This window comes from Thermus brockianus, assembly GCF_001880325.1.
Classification (GTDB): Bacteria; Deinococcota; Deinococci; order Deinococcales; family Thermaceae; genus Thermus; species Thermus brockianus.
The window spans coordinates 779381-795134 of the sequence record NZ_CP016312.1 but is presented as its reverse complement, the minus strand read 5'-3'; the positions used below and the strand labels follow the sequence as shown (position 1 = coordinate 795134).

Genomic DNA, 15754 nt, shown 5'->3' with positions numbered 1-15754 from the left:
CCCTAGTCTAAGGGGCGTACTGGCCCGTGGCCCGGGTAAACGAGGCGGGCGCCCTTGGCCCGGAGGGAGGCCCAGCTTTGTTGAGCCACAGGGTTATCCCAGGCTCCCTCTTCCGGAGGTAGGTCCCCGGTGAAGGCCCGGCCGTCGTCCAGCAGAAGGGAAACGCAGTGGTCTGTGTGCCCTGGGGTGGGCAGAATCTCCCCTGGGATGCCCAAGGAGGCCAGGAAGGCCCGACTTTCGGTGAAGGAAAGTAAGCGGTTGCCCACCCCCTGGATGGGGCGGTAGCGGTCCTGGGGTTTGGCGAAGCGCCTCATGTGGGGGATGGCCTCCACCTGGTTTTCCATGACCAAAAGGGTCATCCCCGCCTCCTTGAGCTCCTGGGCCAGGCCTGCGTGGTCTATGTGGTAGTGGGTGGCGAGGCCGAAGCGCACCTCCTTTAGGTCTACGCCTACCCGTCGCAGCGTCATTTTTAGTGCGCCGAAGGTGCCAGGCCAGCCCAGGTCTACCAAAAGGCGGGCCGGTCCTTGGCCGATGAGCCAGTAATGGGTGGAGCGGTAGCCCACGTTTAAGACGGGAATGGCGCTCACGGGCGGCTCCAGCGGGTGGCGTCTCGCTTTGCGTACTTTTCCATGGCCTTGCGGAAGGCCTCCTCCAGGTCAATGCCCTCCCGGTTGGCCAAGGAGATGAGGACGAAAAGGAGGTCAGCGAGTTCCTCCGCCAAATCCCCCTCCGCCTCCCCTGGCTTGGGCTTCTTCCCGTGGCGGTGGGCCAGGACCCGGGCCACCTCCCCGAGCTCCTCCGTGAGGCGGGCGAGCATAAGGAGGGGCGGGAAATAGCCCTCCTTGAACTGGGAGATCCAAGCGTCCACCTGGCGTTGCGCCTCCTTGAAGGTGAGGGGTTCCATGCCCCAAGCGTACAATGCCCCCATGCGGGCCCTTGCCCTCATTGCCCACGACGCCAAGAAGGAGGAGATGGTAGCCTTTTGCCAGCGGCACCGGGAGGTCCTTGCCCGCTTTCCCCTGGTGGCCACGGGTACCACGGGAAGGCGGATAGAGGAGGCCACGGGGCTAACGGTGGAAAAGCTCCTTTCCGGGCCCTTGGGCGGGGACCAGCAGATGGGGGCCCGGGTGGCGGAGGGGCGGATCCTGGCCGTCATCTTCTTCCGCGACCCCCTCACCGCCCAGCCCCACGAGCCCGATGTCCAGGCCCTCCTGCGCGTTTGCGACGTGCACGGGGTGCCCCTCGCCACCAACCCCATGGCGGCGGAGGCCCTCATCCCCTGGCTTCAGTCCTTGGTGGGGTACCAAACCCCCCAGGGCCAATAGCCCCAATGGGAGGAGGCTCTCCCCGGGGGCCGCGCGGAAGATGTGCTGCAGCCCTGGGAAGAACAGGGGCCAGAGGGGGCTTTTTCTATCCAGGTGACCACCCCCTGCCCTGCAGGATACTTTTGCCACCGCTTGGGGTTCCGTTAGAGACAATCCAATCCCATTCTTCCGCTGAAACCGGAGAGACCTCCTCTCACCCAGAGTAGCAGGGCATCCCCGGCTTGGAGGCCCAGGGCTTTGCGTACCGAAGCGGGCAGGGTGATCTGCCCTCTGGGGGAGACTTGGGTGACGATTTTTATACACTCTGATCGCCCCATGGTGCCCTCACCCCAGGCTCCTGCGGTAGGTGAGCGCCTCGGCCAGATGGGCCTCCTCAATGCGCTCCGAGCCCGCCAGGTCGGCGATGGTACGGGCCACCCGCAGGATGCGGTCGTAGCTCCTTGCGCTGAGGGCTAAGCGCTGGGTGGCGGCTTGCAAGAGGGCCTCGGAGGAGGGGGAAAGCTTCGCGTGTTGCCGCAATTCGCGGCCCAGGAGTTCGCTGTTGGGCTTGCCTTGGCGGGCCTGCATTCTTTCCCGGGCGGCCAACACCCGCTCCCGCACCACCGCGGTGGGCTCGCCCTCGGGGGCGCGGGCGAGCTCTAGGGGGGTGAGGCGGGGCACCTCCACCACCAGGTCAAAGCGGTCCAAGAGGGGTCCGGAGATGCGGCCGGCGTAGCGTTGCCGGGCCGAGGGGGTGCAGCTACAGGGCCTTTCCGGGTCCCCGTACCAGCCGCAGGGGCAGGGGTTCATGGCGGCCACCAGGAGGAAGCGGGCGGGGAAGGTGAGGCTTGCCCGGGCCCGGGCCACGGTGACCACCCCGTCCTCCAGGGGTTGGCGGAGGGCCTCGAGGGCGTCCCGGGAAAACTCGGGAAACTCGTCCAAAAAGAGCACGCCCCGGTGGGCCAAGGAAACCTCCCCCGGCTTGGGGATGGCCCCGCCCCCGATGAGCCCGGCGTAGCTCACCGTGTGGTGGGGGGCGCGGAAGGGAGGCGTGCGGAGGAGGCCCTTGACGGGCTTGCCGGCGGCGGAGTGGATGCGGGTGACCTCGAGGGCGGCCTCCCGGGAGAGGGGAGGGAGGAGGAAGGGCAGGCGCCTTGCCAGCATGGTCTTTCCCGAGCCCGGGCTTCCCACCATGAGGAGGTGGTGGTACCCGGCGGCGGCGATCTCCAGGGCCCGTTTGGCTTTGGCCTGCCCCTTCACGTCCCGCAGGTCCAGGACCTCTAGGGCCTCCACGGGGTCTTCAGGCGCCGCTGGGGAAAGGGCTTCCTCTCCCTTTAGGTGGGCCACGGCCTGGGCCAGGGTCTCCGCTCCCAGGGCCACCACGCCCTCCACCAGGGCCGCTTCCTTAGCGCTTTCCTTGGGGAGGAGGAGCGTTTTTCCCTCTGCTAGGGCGCCCAGGGCCAGGTTCACCGCTCCCGGCACGGGGCGGAGGGTCCCGTCCAGCCCCAGCTCCCCCGCCACGGCGAGGCCCGCCAGGGCCTCGAGGGGCACCACCCCTTGCGCCGCCAAAAGCCCCAGGGCGATGGGGAGGTCAAAGTGGCTCCCCTCCTTCCTGAGCTCCGCCGGGGCCAGGTTCACCACCACCCGGGCCTGGGGGTAGGGGAAGCCCGCGTTTTTCAGGGCGGCCCGGACCCTTTCCCGGCTTTCCTCCACCGCCTTGTCCGGAAGGCCCACCAGGGCGTAGGAGGGAAGCCCGGGGCTAACATCCACCTCCACGGTCACGGGAACCGCGTCCAGGCCGAAGAGGGTGTAGCTTCGCACCTGGGCTAGCATGTAAGGAGTTTAGTAGAAATTGGCAGGGCCGGCGCTGCCTTACCGGTTGCGAGGGATTGCAACACCCTTGTGGATTCTGACTTTTACCGCTTCACGCCACTGAGCGGGTATTCAAGAAGCAGACGGGCTTTCCCTGAGAAGGTCCCACCAGATGATCGTGATCTCGCGGATGGGAGGGTTGGCGGCCGCGAGGCCAAACAGCAGGTCCCACGGGTCATTCCCCGAGTCCTGGAGGGCCTTTTCAAAGACATCGTTGTGCCACGCGTCATATTCGGAAGGGGAACCTTCCCTTGCTACGGCCTCCTCCCATAGGCGCTCTGCTTCCTCATCTGTAGGCGCTTCCAGTACGGCCCTTGCTAGCTCCACTTCTGGCGTCATGTCTAGGACCACGATCTCCCGGACGAGAGCTGGGAGAATCTTTGGGCGGTCCCGACGCCCGAATGCCAGCTCTACCTTCTGGCCAGGCCGTAGCCTTCGTGCCCAGTAGGTACCGTCCCGGATAGTAGCGGTTTTCTCTCCGGAGGCCACCTTCTCATATAGGTCTGCTCGGAATGGTATCCTCATTCTTTCTGAGATTCATTATACACAAAACCCAACTCTTTTTCAAAATGGCTGCTATTTTGCGGCCGGTTCGCCAAGAGAGGTATAGGCGGATGGGAACCCATCCCTAGTTTTTTAGTTGGGAGGGGCTGTGAAGCAGGGGCAGGTAAAGCCCCAGGGCGAGGAGGAGCAAAAGGAGAAGCCCCCCGAAAGCCGCCCCATACCCCAGGCTTCCCACCACCACCCCCACCCCCCATTGCAGGAGGAAGGTGCCGCCGATGCCGAAGAGGTTCACCAAGGTGGTGCCCCGGCCCACCAGGTGGCTTGGCACCAGTTCCCGGGCCTGGGTGAGGGTGAGGATGTTGAAGGCCCCGAAAAAGCCCAGGAGGGCGTAGGCGGGGACGGGGAGCTTGAGGAGGAGCAAGAGGAGGCCCAGGGCGAAGGCCAGGGCGGAGAGGAAGAGCACCCTCGCCGTGCCCAAGCGGTCCGCCAGGTATCCGGAGACCAAAAACCCCAAGACCGCCATCCCCGAGTAGAGGAAAAGGAGGTTTCCCACCGCCACCGCCGTAAGGCCCAGGTGGTAGCCGTAGGCCCCCGCCCAGAGGGTCTGCAGGGCGAGGAAGCTTCCGGCGAAGGCCAGGGCCAGGAAGGCCACCCTTAAAAGCCTGCCGTTTCCCCAGACCTCCCGAAGCCCGCCCGCCCCTCCCGCCTTGGGCCAGGGGACGCCCGGGGGGGTGTTCCGCACCCCCAGGTAGATGGCCAGGGCCACCAAGACCACCCCCAAGGCTCCCAGGAGGAAGACCCCCCGCCAGCCCAGGACTTCCTTGAGGAGGGCGAGGGGCGTGGCCGCCAGGAGCCCGCCCGTGGCCCCGAGGCCCACGAGAAGCGTGGAGACCGTGGCGTAGTTCTTGGGGAACCAGAGGCTAAAGGCCTTCAGGGCCCCCATGAGGGCCGCCGCCATACCCACCCCGATGAGGGCCCGGCCCAGGGCCAAGATGGGAAAGCTTGGGGCCAGGGCGAAGACCACGCTCCCCAAGGCCGCCACCAGGAGGAGGGCCGGGGTTACCACCCGGGGCCCCATCCGGTCCAAAAACCCCCCCAAGGGAAGTTGCACGGCGGCGAAGGCCAGGTAGAAGAGGCTCGTCATGAAGCCGAGCTCCGCCGGTCCAAGCCCCAGGTCCTGGGAAAGGTCCTTGGAGAGCACGGCATTGGCCGAGCGGTAGAAGTAGGAGAGGAAGTAGCCCAAGGTGAAGAGGAAAAAGACCCGCGTTGCCATATCACCTCCGGTTTAAGGCTACCCCCAAAAGGATGAGGCTACCCCCCAAAAGCGCCTCCGCCCGCAGGGGCTCCCCCGCCAAGGGCCAGGCGAAGAGGGCCCCGGCCACGGGTTCCAACATGGCGAGGAGGGTGGCCTCCCGGGCGGGGACCACCCGTACCCCTTGCAGGAAGAGGGCAAAGGGGAGGAGGGTCCCGAAGAGCACCAGGTAGGCCACCGCTCCCCAGTCCGCCAGGTCCAGGGCGGGGAGGCGGGGCAGGCTTAGGAGGAGGACGGGCAAGGAGAGGAGGCTTCCCACCCCCGTGGCCACCCCCAGGCTCACCAGGGGCGGGGTTTTGAGCCCCTGGGAGGTGGCGGCGTAGAGGGCGAAGGAAAGGGCGGCGAGAAGGCCAAAGGCCACGCCCACGGGGCTACCCTCTAGCCCCTTTCCCCCGGCCACCAGGACGTAGGCCCCCAGGAGGGCCAGGGCAACCCCCCAAAGGGCCCGGGCGGGAAGCCTTTCCCGGCGCAGGAGGGCGTAAAGGGTGAGGAGGGCGGGGGCCAGGTACTGGAGGAAGATTCCCGTGGCCACGGTGGTGGCGTGGATGGCCAGGTAGTAAAAGGCCTGGGCCCCGGAGAGGGCGAACCCCACGCCCAGAAGGCGGCGCCTTTCCTCGGGCCTTGGGGGGTAGCGGAGGACGAGGGGCAGGAGGAGGAGGAAGCTTAGGAGAAAGCGCAAGGGGATGAGGACCCCAGGGGGAATCCCCTCCATGAACCGCCCAGCCAAGGCACCCCCCAGGCCCCAAAGGAGCGCGGCCAAGACGACGAAAATCACCGCCTACCTCCCACCACGGCGAGGCCCACGCCCAAAAGGAGGACCAAGGCCCCCAGGAGCACGGGCAGGCCTGGAAGCTCCCCAAAGAGCAGGAAGGCGAGGAGGCTTGCCCCCACCGGCTCAAAGAGGATGGCGAGGGTGACCAGGACCGGGGGGATGTGCCGCGTGGCCCAGTTGAAGCTGGTGTGCCCTACGAGTTGCGGCAGAAGGGCCATGAGGAGGATGTAGCCGTAGACGGCCAGGGGGTACCCCCCGTACCCGCCCCCGAAGAGGTAGGGGAGGGGAAGGAGCACCAGGGCCGCCATGGTGTAGGCAATGCGTATGTATTCCAAGGTGGAAAGCCCTCGCCGCTGGGCCTCCCGTCCCAGGAGGAAGTAAAAGGAAACCGCCACCGCACCCAGAACCGCCAGGAGGTCCCCGAGGAGGGGGTTTGCCCCTCCTCCCCCTTCCGCATCCCCAAGCCCAATGAGAAGCCCCCCTATGAGGGCCACGGCCACCCCAAGAAGGGTGGTGCCAGAGGGCTTCTCCCCGAAGAAAAGCCAGCCGAAGAGGGTGACCCAGACGGGGTTGGTGGTCACCAAGGCGGTGCTGGCGGCCACGGAGGTGTAGGAGAGGGAGGTGATCCAGAAGGCGAAGTGGAGGGCTAAAAACACCCCGGCGGCTATGGCGAAGGGAAGGCCCTTACGGGAAGGGAGGGGCCTAAGCCAGCCTGGGGCGAGGAGGAGGGCGGCGAGGCCCATGCGCCCGGCGCTCATCACCAGGCTGAAGGCCAGGCTTCGCTCCCCCGAGGCCTCGAGGCTTAAGCGCACCAGGATGCTGCCGAAGCTGATGGCCAGGATCCCCAGGAGGAGAACGGCGAAGATTTGGAGCCTCGAGGGGCGCATGGCGGTATTCTTCCACGAAAGCGGGGTTTTTGCGAAGGGGTTTTCCTCTTCCTCGGGTGTTTTGACCGAGGGTTTAGGCGGTGTAGGCCTTTTCCCGGGGTGGTGTAAAGGGAGGCTTCCGCCTGGGACAGGCGTCCTTACCCCTACTGGTATACTGCCCCCGAAGGAGGTCCTATGGTGACCGTAGCGGTTCCCAAGGAACGGGCTCCCGGGGAAAGGAGGGTAGCCCTGGTGCCCGAGGTGGTGGCCCGCCTGGTCAAGGGGGGTGCCCGGGTGCGGGTGGAACGGGGTGCCGGGGAAGGCGCCTACCACCCGGACGCCGCCTATCTGGAAGCGGGCGCAGAGGTGGTGGAGCGAGGTGAGCTCCTAAGGGGCGCCAACCTCCTCTTCACCGTTCAGCCGCCTCCGGAAGACCTCATCGGGGCGCTAGAGCCAGGGGCCATCGTGGTGGGCTTTGTCCAGGCCCACAAGAACCCCGAGCTGGTGCGGGCGCTGGCGGCCAAAAAGGCCACGGTGATCGCCATGGAGCTCATCCCCCGCATCACCCGGGCCCAGAGCATGGACGCCCTCTCCAGCCAGGCCACGGTGGCGGGTTACCTAGCGGCGGTCCACGCGGCCCGGCTTTCCCCCCGCTTCTTCCCCATGCTCACCACGGCGGCGGGCACCATCCGCCCGGCCAAGGTGATGGTCATGGGGGTGGGGGTAGCGGGGCTCATGGCCATCGCCACCGCCAAGCGCTTGGGCGCCCAGGTCTTCGCCTACGACGTGCGCAAGGCGGCGGTGGAGCAGGCGGTCTCCTTGGGGGCCAAGCCCATTGAGCTCCCCATCAGCGCCGAGGGGGAGGGCGGCTACGCCCGGGAGCTTACCGAGGAGGAAAAGCGCATCCAGCACGAGGCCTTGCGGGAGCACGTGGCGGGCATGGATGTCCTCATCACCACGGCGCAGGTACCGGGCCGCCGCGCCCCCATCCTCCTCACCGAGGACATGATGGAAAGGCTCAAGCCCGGCACCGTGGTGGTGGACCTGGCGGCCGAGAGCGGGGGCAACTGCGTCCTCACCAAGCCGGGGGAGGTGGTGGAGGTGCGGGGGGTGCGGATCTACGGCCCCCTGAACCTCCCAAGCGAGCTTTCCGTGCACGCCTCGGAGATGTACGCCAAGAACCTCTTCAACCTCTCTAGCCTCCTCATAGAAAAGGGCGCGTTCGCCCCCAAGTGGGAGGACGAGATCATCCAGGGAGCGCTTCTGATGAAGGAAGGGGAGATCCTGCACGGGCCCACCAAGGCCCTTCTGGGAGGTGCGTGATGGAGTTCGGCTTCTGGGCAGCCCTTTACATCTTCGTGCTCACGGCCTTCTTGGGCTACGAGCTCATCACCCGGGTTCCGGTCATCCTCCACACCCCCCTCATGTCCGGGTCCAACTTCATCCACGGGGTGGTGGTGGTGGGGGCCATGGTGGTCCTGGGGCATGCGGAAACCGGTTTGGAAAAGCTCATCGGCTTCCTGGGCGTGATCCTGGGGGCAGCCAACGCCGCCGGGGGCTACGCCGTCACCGTGCGTATGCTGGAAATGTTTGAGAAAAAGCCTGGGAAAGGGGGTGGTCCGTAATGGACCTCATCCAGGCAGCCTACTTCGTGGTGGCCATCCTCTTCATCGTGGGGCTTAAGCGCATGGCCCACCCCACCACCGCCAAAAGCGGCATCGTCTGGGCGGGATGGGGCATGGTGCTGGCCGTCTTGGCCACCTTCTTCTGGCCGGAGATGGGCAACTTCGGCCTCATGCTCCTGGCCTTGGCGCTGGGCTCGGTGGTGGCCTGGTGGGCGGCGGTGAAGGTGGCCATGACGGACATGCCCCAGATGGTGGCCATCTACAACGGCATGGGCGGGGGTGCCGCCGCCACCATCGCCGCGGTGGAGCTTCTCAAGGGGGCCTTTGAGAGCCCGGGGCTCATGGCCTTGGCCATCCTGGGCGGGCTCATCGGCTCGGTGGCCTTCACGGGAAGCCTCATCGCCTTCGCCAAGCTTCAGGGCATCATGCGAAGCCGCCCCATCCTCTTCCCAGGGCAGAAGGCGGTGAACGCCCTGGTCCTTCTGTTCACGGTGGTCTTGGGCTTTTCCCTCCTCTGGAACGACCCTACCCTTAGCATCGTCCTCTTCTTCCTCCTCGCCCTTCTTTTCGGCGTGCTCATGACGCTTCCCATCGGCGGCGGGGACATGCCCGTGGCCATCTCCTTCTACAACGCCTTTACCGGCATGGCCGTGGGCTTTGAGGGCTTCGCCGTGGGCAACCCGGCCCTGATGGTGGCCGGCACCCTGGTGGGGGCGGCGGGTACCCTCCTCACCGTGCTCATGGCCCGGGCCATGAACCGCTCGGTGTGGAGCGTGCTGGTGGGGGGCTTTGGCGTGGAGCAGGAGGCGGGGGAGGTCAAGGGAAGCCTGAAGCCCATTGACGTGGAGGACGCCGCCGTCATGCTGGCCTACGCCAACAAGGTGGTCTTCGTGCCCGGGTACGGCATGGCCCTCTCCCAGGCCCAGCACAAGGTGAAGGAGCTCGCCGACCTCTTGGAAAGCCGGGGCGTGGAGGTGAAGTTCGCCATCCACCCCGTGGCGGGCCGGATGCCGGGGCACATGAACGTCCTCCTGGCGGAGGCGGGGGTGGACTACGATAAGCTCAAGGACCTGGAGGAGATCAACCCCGAGTTTCCCACCGTGGACGTGGCGGTGGTCATCGGGGCCAACGACGTGGTGAACCCCGCCGCCCGCCGCCCGGGGAGCCCCCTTTACGGCATGCCCATCCTGGACGTGGACAAGGCCAAGAACGTCATCGTCATCAAGCGGGGGCAGGGGAAGGGGTTCGCCGGGGTGGAAAACGAGCTCTTCTATGCCGATAACACCCGCATGCTCTACGGGGACGCCCAGCAGGTGCTAACGCACCTTACCCAGGCCCTGAAAAAGCTTTAGCCTTGCTCGGGCAGGTCCGCCCCGGGTAAGCCCCGGGGCGGGGTCTTTTAGGCCAAGAGGAGCACGGGGTTTTCCAGGTAAAGGGCTACCCTCTCCAGAAGCTTCCGGGCCACGGGGGCTTCCAGGCCCGAGGCGGCGAGGACCCCTTCCGGGGAGAGAAAGAGGCTTGGCCGGCCCGTGTGGACCTCCTCTTCCCCGACGAAGCAGAGGAGGCCCTCTCCCTCTTCGCCCCCTTCCTGGCGGAAAAGGGTGAGGAAGCCGCCTAGAGGCTTCACGCCCCAGACCCTTTCCCCTTCCACATGGCCCAGCAGGGCCCTCAAGGGAAGTTCCAGCTCCGCCAAGGCCCTTTCCGCACCCCTAAGGAGGAAGGGCAGGGGGTCTTGGGGTACCCCGTGGGCGCGGGCGAAGGCCTCGAGGGCCTTTTGCAGCTCGGTGGGGTCAAACCGGCGGCGGTGGACCCTGAGGAGGGCGGGCGTTGCCGGGATGGGGGCCGCCGAGACGGCCCCGCTGGGCGCGGGGGTGGGGACGGGGGCCAGGGGAGGGGGTGCGGGTTCGGTGGGCGGTGGGGTGGTTTCCTCGGCCAGGAAGTCCTCCTCCAAAAGCGTTTCGGGGAGGGGTTCTTCCTCGGCCAGGAAGGTGGCCAGCTCTTCCTCTAGGGCGCTTGGGGTGCTCTCCGCCGGCTTTTCCTGGGAGGGTTCCTCGGCCAGGAGGGCGGCGAGCTCCTCGTCCAGGGGGCTTGGCTTAGGGGGTTCTAGGGTTTCCTCCGGGAGAAGGGCCAGGTCCTCTTCAGGAACAGGAGGCGGGGGTTCCTCTGCCAGGAGGGCCTCATCCTCCAGGTCCAGCTCCAGGTCCATCTCCTCCAGGACCGGCTCCAGCTCCAGGGCTTCCTCTTCCAGCTCTTCTAGCTGCACCGTGGGGGTTTTGGAAGGCTCGGGGAGGAGTTCCGAGAGGTCCACCCCTTCCCTCCCCAAGGCTTCTTGGGCCCGCTTTAGGTCCTCTTCCGGCAAGACGGGGGGCGGTTCTTCCGGCATGGGGGGCAGGTCCACTTCTCCCGCCATCACCTTGGCCAAGAAGGCCAGGATGTCCCGCTCCACGATGGTGCCGTCGGGGCCCGTGCCTTGGAGGCGGCGCCAGTCTATGCCGTTCTCCTCGGCGAGCCGCCTTGCCAGGGGCGTGATCTTGGGTTCTTCCATCTTGGCCCTATGATAGCAGGGTGGAGGCGCGTTTTGCCGAGCTTTTGGCGGGGTACTGCCTCGAGGCGGGCCCCGGCGAGACCGTTCTGGTGGAGGCGGAAACCCCGGCCCTTCCCCTCATCCCTCCCCTGAAGCGGGCCCTCCTCGCCCGGGGGGCCTACCCCCTGATCCGCCTGGTCTACCCCGGGGAGGAACGGGACTTCCTCCTCCATGGGGGGGTGTGGCTGGAGAGGATCCCCGAGGCCGAGTGGGCCCTCTACGAGAAGGCGGACAAGTTCTTGCGGATCCTTTCGGCGGAAAACCCCCTGGAGGGGGCCAGCCTGGACCCGGAGCTTGCCCTGCGCCAAAGGCGGGCCTGGCGGCCCTTGCAGGAGATCCGCCTGAGGAAGCGCTGGACCCTCACCCTCTACCCCACCGTGGGCTACGCCGTGGGGGCGGGGATGGGCACGGAGGAGTTTAGGGCTTACCTGGAGCGGGCCCTCTTCCTGGACCGGGAGGACCCCATCGCCGCCTGGAAAGCCCTTTCCCGCTTCCAGGAGGCCCTCATCCAGAGGCTTTCGCGGGGGAAGGAGCTCCGCATCCTGGCCCCGGGCACGGACCTAACCCTTTCCGTGGCGGGGAGGGTTTGGGTGAACTCCGACGGGAAGCGGAACATGCCCTCGGGGGAGGTCTTCACGGGTCCAGTGGAGGACAGCGCCCAAGGGGAGGTGCGCTTCAACCTCCCCGCCTTCGTGGGGGGCAGGCGGGTGGAAGGCGTCTACCTCCGCTTTGAGGGGGGAGAGGTGGTGGAGGCCCGGGCGGAGGTGGGGGAGGACTACCTGCTCCGCGCCCTGGCCACGGATGCGGGGGCGAGGCGGCTTGGGGAGGTGGGGATCGGCACCAACTTCGGCCTTACCCGGCCCACGGGCCTCATCCTCCTGGACGAGAAGATGGGGGGCACGGTCCACCTGGCCTTGGGCCAAAGCTACCCGGAAACGGGCGGGAAAAACCAAAGCGCCCTCCACTGGGACCTGGTGCTTTCCCTAAAGGAGGGAAAGCTCCTTCTAGATGGTGAGCCGCTTCTCTCCGAGGGCCGCTTCCTGGAGGGCTAGAGGTCCTTTCGTTCAAAGAGAAGGGCTGCCAGGAAGGCGAAGCCCAGGGTATAGATGAGGAGGAGGGAGAGCCCAAGCCCCGCCGCCTCGGGCCTTAGGTGGAGGTCCAGGTAGGTGGTGAGGAGGAAGGGCGTAAGGGCGGGAAAGGCCACGAGGAGGCGCATGAGGAGGAGGGTGGCCACCGCCGCCAGGGCGCTTGCCGTGGTGGAGAGGAAAAGGGTCCCGTAGAGGAGGGCCAGGGCGGCGAGGGGCACGAGCACCGCCCCCGCCAGGAGGTGCGCCCGCAAGAGCTCCTTTAGCGCCTCCCCGGGGGTGAGGAGCCCCACCCCGGCGAAGCCCCCTGCCCCCAGGCCCGTGCCGCCAAAAAAGGGGCCAAGCCCGTGGGGTAGGCCGGCAAGGAGGCTTCCGAGGAAGCTGGCCCCCAGGAGCACGAAAGGGTAAAGGAGCGTGGCGAAAAGCTTGCTTAAGAGGAGGAGGCTTCGGGGCAAGGGCCTTAGGAGGAGGGTTTTTAGGGTGCCCTGGGCCACCTCGCTTCCCAAGGACTCGCTCGCCGCCATGACCACCAGGAAGGGGAAGAGGAACTCCATCCCGGCGAGGAGGCTTAGGGACACCACCTGCCACCCCGAGGCTAGGACGAGGCCATAGACCTCCTTAAGCCCGGGGGCCAGGGCCCAGAGGAAGGGGAGGAGGAAGGCGAAAAGGAGCCCCAGGGCCACGGAACGCAAGCGGAAGAGCTTGTAAAGTTCAAAGACAAAGAGCCTAAGCATGCTTCACCCGCTCCTGGTAGTAGGTGAGGAGGTCAAACCGTTCGGGATAGAGGGCCTTTACCCGGTAGCCCTCTTGGAGGAGGGCTTGGAGCGCCGCTTCGGGGTTCCCCTCAAAGAGGATGGCCCCTCCCTGGAGCCGGGCCTGGGCCACCTGGGGAAGGGTTTTGAGGAGGGCCAGGGCCCCTTCCGGGGGGTGGGCCTCGAGGCGGTACACCTCCCGCCCATTTAGGGCCACCTCGTCCAAAAGCCTTCCCCCGCCCAGGATCCCCACCTTGTGGGCGTACTGGCTCACCTCCTGCAGGTGGTGGGTGGAGAGGAGGACCGCCACCCCTTCCCGGGAAAGCTCCCTTAAGAGCCCGTGGACCAGTTCCACCCCCTCGGGGTCCAGGCCGCTTGTGGGCTCGTCCAGGACCAGGACCTTGGGCCGGTGGAGGATGGCCGCCGCCAGGCCCAAGCGTTGCCTTTGGCCGAGGGAGTAACTCCCCACCTTCTGGTCCGCCACCGAAAGCAGCCTTAGGCGGGCCAGCACCTCGCCGATGCGGCTTTCCTCCCTAACCCCGGCCAAGTAGGCCTGCAAGCGGAGGTTTTCCCGCCCCGTGAGGTAAGGGTAGAAGGCCGCCGGGGCCTCCACCACCGCCCCCAGGTGGCGCCTGGCCGAGGGGCTCTGGTGCACGTCCTCCCCCAGGAGAAACGCCCGGCCTTCCGTGGGGAAGGCTAGGCCCGTCACCAGGCGGATCAAGGTGGTCTTGCCCGAGCCGTTGGGGCCTGCCAGGGCGTAGACCTCCCCTGGGGCCACCTGGAGGCTCACCCCTTGCAGCACGGGCTTGCGGCCGTAGCGTTTGCCCACGCCCTCTAGCCTCAGGGCTTCCATGGGTGCTATACTACCCAAGCCCCCGGTCCAGCGCGGCGGGCTGGGCGTGAACCGGGTCAGGTCCGGAAGGAAGCAGCCCTAAGCGCCCAGGTCCGGGTGCCGCTGGGTAGCCGGGGGCAGCTTATCCACAGGGTTATCCACAAGTCCTCCGCGCCCTTGGCCAGAGGGTCTTGTGCAAAAGCGCCCTTCCGAAGGGCGCTTTTCCTCATCCCTCCGGTCTCTTGGCCACCCTGGCGATACCCTTTTCCACAAGGCGGCGCACCTCTTCTGGGGTGAAGCCCGCCTCCAGGAGGACGGCCTCCGTGTGCTCCCCAAGGAGGGGCGGGGGCGAAGGGGGGCTTGCGGGGGTGCGGGAGAGGAAGCGCAAGGGGTTGGCCAGGGTGGGAAGCGTGCCCAACAGGGGGTGTTCCAGGCTCCAAACCGCTCCCCGCGCCTGGGCCTGGGGGTCCTGGAAGGCCTCGGCCAGGTCGTTCACCGGGGCGGCGGGGACGCCCACCGCTTGGAAAAGCTTAAGCCAGTGGGCCCTGGGCTTGGTCCTGAGAACTTGGGCGAGAGCCTCCACCACCTCTTCCCGGTGGGTTACCCGCTCGCGGTTGGTGGGGAAGCGCTCCCTTAGCTCGGGAAGCCCCAGGACCTGGCAGAGCCGGGCAAACTGCTCGTCGTTCCCCACGGCCAAGACGAGCCATCCGTCCTCCGCGGGGAAGGCCCCATAGGGAACGATCTGGGCGTGGGCGTTGCCGAGCCTCTTTGGGGGTTTCCCCGTGAGGAGGTAGCTTTGGCCCAGGTTGGCCAGGGCGAAAAGGCCCACGTCAAAGAGGGAGAGGTCTATGTGCTGGCCCAGGCCGCTTCGCTCCCTTTCCCAAAGGGCGGCGAGCACGGCTATGGCCCCCATCATCCCCGTCATCACGTCAATCCAGGCCACCCCCACCTTCATGGGGGGGCCTTGGGGCTCCCCGGTCACGGACATGATGCCGGTGTAGCCCTGAAGCGCGGCGTCGTAGCCGGGTTCCTTGGCCCTGGGGCCGGTGTGGCCGAAGCCGGTGAGGGAGAGGTAGACGAGGCGAGGGTTTATGGCACTAAGGCCGGCGTAGTCCAGGCCGTAGCGGGCCAGGTCCCCCGTCTTGAAGTTTTCCACCAGGACGTCGGCCTCCCTGGCCAGGCGCCGCACCGCCTCCTGGCCCTCGGGGTGCTTTAGGTCCAGGGCCACGCTCCTCTTGCCCCGGTTCACCGAGAGGAAGTAGGCGCTTTCCCCCTGGAGGAAGGGCGGGCCCCAGCCCCGGGTCTCGTCCCCCCAGGGGGGTTCCACCTTGACGACCTCCGCCCCCAGGTCCGCCAGGATCAGGGTGCAAAGGGGCCCCGCAAGCACGCGGGAAAGGTCCAGGACCTTGATGCCGGAAAGGGGTCCCATGGGGGCATCCTAACCCGTTATAGTGGGGGCGTGGGCCGCTTCCTCAAGCACCTTTTCGTCTTCGCCGTCCTCCTTTTCATCGCCCTCCCTTTCCTCTGGATGGCCTACGCCGCCTTCATGCCCAAGGAGGCGGTGTACTCGGGGGAGCTCTTCTCCCGGATGGGTTTCAGCCTGGAAAGCGTTCGGGCTCTCGCCAAGGAGGGCTTCTGGGACCGGCTTTTCTTCTCCTTAGGCCTTTCGTCGGGCGTGGTGGCCCTGCAGCTTTTCACGGCGCTTCTCGCCGCTTATGCCCTGAGGGCGGGGCTTGGGCTTCTGCCCTTTTACCTCTTCCTCATGGCGGTGCCGGCAGAGCTCCTCTTGGTGCCGCTTTACGGCATTTTAAAGGGGTTTGGCCTTCTGGACACCTTCTGGGCCTTGGTCTTGCCCTTTGCCGCCAGCCCCTTTGTCATCTATTTGGTCTACCAGGCCATGCGGGGCGTGCCGGAGGAGCTTTTGGAGGCGGCCAGGCTGGATGGGGCGGGGCATCGGGTGCTCCTTTTCCGCATCCTTTTCCCCTTGGTCCGGCCCACCTTGGTGGCGGCGGGGGTGCTTTCCTTCGCCGCCCACTGGAACCTGGTACTCTACCCCAGGGTGGTGGTGTCGGACCCGGGGCTTTGGACGTTGCAGACCTGGCTCACCGACCTGCAGCGCAAGTACCCCACGGACTGGGGCCTGCTCTCGGCGGCGGCCCTTTTTAGCGTTTTGCCCATCGCCCTCCTGTACCTCCTCTTTGAACGGCGGGTGGTGGCCACCTTTGAGGAGGGGCTGAAGGGCTAGG

The 15754-nt window shown here is 66.8% G+C and carries 18 protein-coding genes and 1 other RNA gene; 7 read left to right on the top strand and 12 right to left on the bottom strand.

The features are described 5' to 3' along the window. Positions 1-2 precede the first annotated feature (2 nt). Together A0O31_RS04125 and A0O31_RS04120 are read right to left on the bottom strand one after the other, a co-directional pair. Positions 3-587 carry an MBL fold metallo-hydrolase gene (locus A0O31_RS04125; protein WP_071676792.1) on the bottom strand — a complete coding sequence of 195 codons (585 nt, stop codon included), beginning with the start codon at positions 585-587 and terminating at the stop codon, positions 3-5. Then, positions 584-904: a nucleotide pyrophosphohydrolase gene (locus tag A0O31_RS04120; protein WP_071677914.1), complete on the bottom strand. Its 321-nt coding sequence runs from the start codon at positions 902-904 to the stop codon at positions 584-586. Before A0O31_RS04120 ends, A0O31_RS04125 begins: the two co-directional genes overlap by 4 nt. A 22-nt stretch (positions 905-926) precedes the next feature. On the opposite strand from A0O31_RS04120, the gene mgsA reads away from it, so the two are divergent. Next, positions 927-1325 carry a methylglyoxal synthase gene (gene mgsA / locus A0O31_RS04115; protein ID WP_071676791.1) on the top strand — a complete coding sequence of 133 codons (399 nt, stop codon included), beginning with the start codon at positions 927-929 and terminating at the stop codon, positions 1323-1325. A 143-nt stretch (positions 1326-1468) separates the two neighbouring features. On the opposite strand, the gene A0O31_RS04110 is transcribed toward mgsA, so the two are convergent. From A0O31_RS04110 to A0O31_RS04085, 6 genes are all read right to left on the bottom strand, one after another. Then, positions 1469-1642, bottom strand: coding sequence for an AbrB/MazE/SpoVT family DNA-binding domain-containing protein (locus A0O31_RS04110; RefSeq protein ID WP_152024394.1), 174 nt, complete (start codon positions 1640-1642; stop codon positions 1469-1471). 7 nt (positions 1643-1649) lie between these two features. Beyond that, positions 1650-3137 carry a YifB family Mg chelatase-like AAA ATPase gene (locus A0O31_RS04105; RefSeq protein WP_071676790.1) on the bottom strand — a complete coding sequence of 496 codons (1488 nt, stop codon included), beginning with the start codon at positions 3135-3137 and terminating at the stop codon, positions 1650-1652. Between the two features lie 111 nt (positions 3138-3248). Continuing rightward, positions 3249-3701 carry an ASCH domain-containing protein gene (locus tag A0O31_RS04100; RefSeq protein ID WP_071676789.1) on the bottom strand — a complete coding sequence of 151 codons (453 nt, stop codon included), beginning with the start codon at positions 3699-3701 and terminating at the stop codon, positions 3249-3251. Positions 3702-3804: 103 nt separating this feature from the next. Further along, positions 3805-4953 carry an MFS transporter gene (locus tag A0O31_RS04095; RefSeq protein WP_071676788.1) on the bottom strand — a complete coding sequence of 383 codons (1149 nt, stop codon included), beginning with the start codon at positions 4951-4953 and terminating at the stop codon, positions 3805-3807. Position 4954: 1 nt separating this feature from the next. After that, complete coding sequence (locus tag A0O31_RS04090; protein WP_071676787.1) at positions 4955-5767, bottom strand: DMT family transporter; 813 nt, start codon at positions 5765-5767, stop codon at positions 4955-4957. Next, positions 5764-6651, bottom strand: coding sequence for a DMT family transporter (locus A0O31_RS04085; RefSeq protein ID WP_071676786.1), 888 nt, complete (start codon positions 6649-6651; stop codon positions 5764-5766). The genes A0O31_RS04090 and A0O31_RS04085 overlap by 4 nt, the downstream gene beginning before the upstream one ends. A gap of 174 nt (positions 6652-6825) precedes the next feature. Here A0O31_RS04085 and A0O31_RS04080 point away from each other — a divergent pair, with 174 nt between their 5' ends. The 3 genes from A0O31_RS04080 to A0O31_RS04070 are packed head-to-tail and all read left to right on the top strand — an operon-like array spanning position 6826 to position 9607. Continuing rightward, the gene (locus A0O31_RS04080; RefSeq protein ID WP_071676785.1) at positions 6826-7953 is read left to right on the top strand and encodes an NAD(P) transhydrogenase subunit alpha; all 1128 of its coding nucleotides are present in this window, start codon (positions 6826-6828) and stop codon (positions 7951-7953) included. Continuing rightward, a complete protein-coding gene (locus A0O31_RS04075; RefSeq protein WP_071676784.1) occupies positions 7953-8255 on the top strand; it encodes a proton-translocating transhydrogenase family protein in 303 nt (100 codons plus the stop codon). The genes A0O31_RS04080 and A0O31_RS04075 overlap by 1 nt, the downstream gene beginning before the upstream one ends. Beyond that, on the top strand, positions 8255-9607 hold the full coding sequence (locus tag A0O31_RS04070; protein WP_071676783.1) for an NAD(P)(+) transhydrogenase (Re/Si-specific) subunit beta: 1353 nt from the start codon (positions 8255-8257) through the stop codon (positions 9605-9607). The genes A0O31_RS04075 and A0O31_RS04070 overlap by 1 nt, the downstream gene beginning before the upstream one ends. A gap of 47 nt (positions 9608-9654) precedes the next feature. On the opposite strand, the gene A0O31_RS04065 is transcribed toward A0O31_RS04070, so the two are convergent. Next, the gene (locus tag A0O31_RS04065; RefSeq protein WP_071676782.1) at positions 9655-10800 is read right to left on the bottom strand and encodes an E3 binding domain-containing protein; all 1146 of its coding nucleotides are present in this window, start codon (positions 10798-10800) and stop codon (positions 9655-9657) included. Positions 10801-10820: 20 nt separating this feature from the next. Here A0O31_RS04065 and A0O31_RS04060 point away from each other — a divergent pair, with 20 nt between their 5' ends. Continuing rightward, positions 10821-11891 (top strand): aminopeptidase, encoded by a 1071-nt coding sequence (locus A0O31_RS04060; RefSeq protein WP_071676781.1) that lies wholly within the window; start codon positions 10821-10823, stop codon positions 11889-11891. On the opposite strand, the gene A0O31_RS04055 is transcribed toward A0O31_RS04060, so the two are convergent. Together A0O31_RS04055 and A0O31_RS04050 are read right to left on the bottom strand one after the other, a co-directional pair. Beyond that, positions 11888-12658 (bottom strand): ABC transporter permease, encoded by a 771-nt coding sequence (locus A0O31_RS04055; protein WP_071676780.1) that lies wholly within the window; start codon positions 12656-12658, stop codon positions 11888-11890. The two genes, A0O31_RS04060 and A0O31_RS04055, sit on opposite strands and share 4 nt — an antisense overlap. Further along, entirely contained in the window at positions 12651-13529 is an 879-nt protein-coding gene (locus A0O31_RS04050; RefSeq protein WP_071676779.1) for an ABC transporter ATP-binding protein, read from the bottom strand. Before A0O31_RS04050 ends, A0O31_RS04055 begins: the two co-directional genes overlap by 8 nt. A 19-nt stretch (positions 13530-13548) precedes the next feature. Here A0O31_RS04050 and ffs point away from each other — a divergent pair. After that, positions 13549-13649, top strand: an RNA gene (gene ffs / locus A0O31_RS04045) — signal recognition particle sRNA small type. An 85-nt stretch (positions 13650-13734) separates the two neighbouring features. Here the strand turns inward: ffs and A0O31_RS04040 are convergent. Continuing rightward, a complete protein-coding gene (locus tag A0O31_RS04040; RefSeq protein ID WP_071676778.1) occupies positions 13735-14937 on the bottom strand; it encodes a CaiB/BaiF CoA transferase family protein in 1203 nt (400 codons plus the stop codon). A 30-nt stretch (positions 14938-14967) separates the two neighbouring features. Here A0O31_RS04040 and A0O31_RS04035 point away from each other — a divergent pair, with 30 nt between their 5' ends. Beyond that, entirely contained in the window at positions 14968-15753 is a 786-nt protein-coding gene (locus A0O31_RS04035; protein WP_071676777.1) for a carbohydrate ABC transporter permease, read from the top strand. The last annotated feature ends 1 nt before the right edge of the window (position 15754 follow it).